Source organism: Mesorhizobium sp. WSM4884, from assembly GCF_029625675.1.
In the GTDB taxonomy this organism is placed as follows: Bacteria; Pseudomonadota; Alphaproteobacteria; order Rhizobiales; family Rhizobiaceae; genus Mesorhizobium.
This window is the reverse complement of the sequence record NZ_JARTVO010000106.1, coordinates 1-229: the sequence shown is the minus strand read 5'-3', so window position 1 is coordinate 229 and position 229 is coordinate 1. Positions and strand designations below refer to the sequence as shown.

Below are 229 nucleotides of genomic sequence, written 5' to 3'. Positions count from 1 at the left end.
ATGCGCTTGCGCGCAGATCCTCGACGACCGTACCGGCCGCGCGGACTTCCGCCTCATGGTCCGGCTCGCGCCATGTCTCGGCGAGACCGGCCGCATACCATTCGCGCATGGCAGGCAGATCGAGCAACCGCTTGGGATAAGCAGCGGCGGCGCCCTCGAATGCCAGTCCATAGGACTGTGCCCGGAAAACGACCGGAGCGAAGAAAGCATCGACCGCGGTGAAGTGGTC

At 65.5% G+C, this 229-nt stretch carries 1 pseudogene; it reads right to left on the bottom strand.

Annotated features, from left to right (window positions below):
- A pseudogene (locus P9236_RS30840) lies at positions 1-229 on the bottom strand (glutathione S-transferase); the annotation flags it as partial.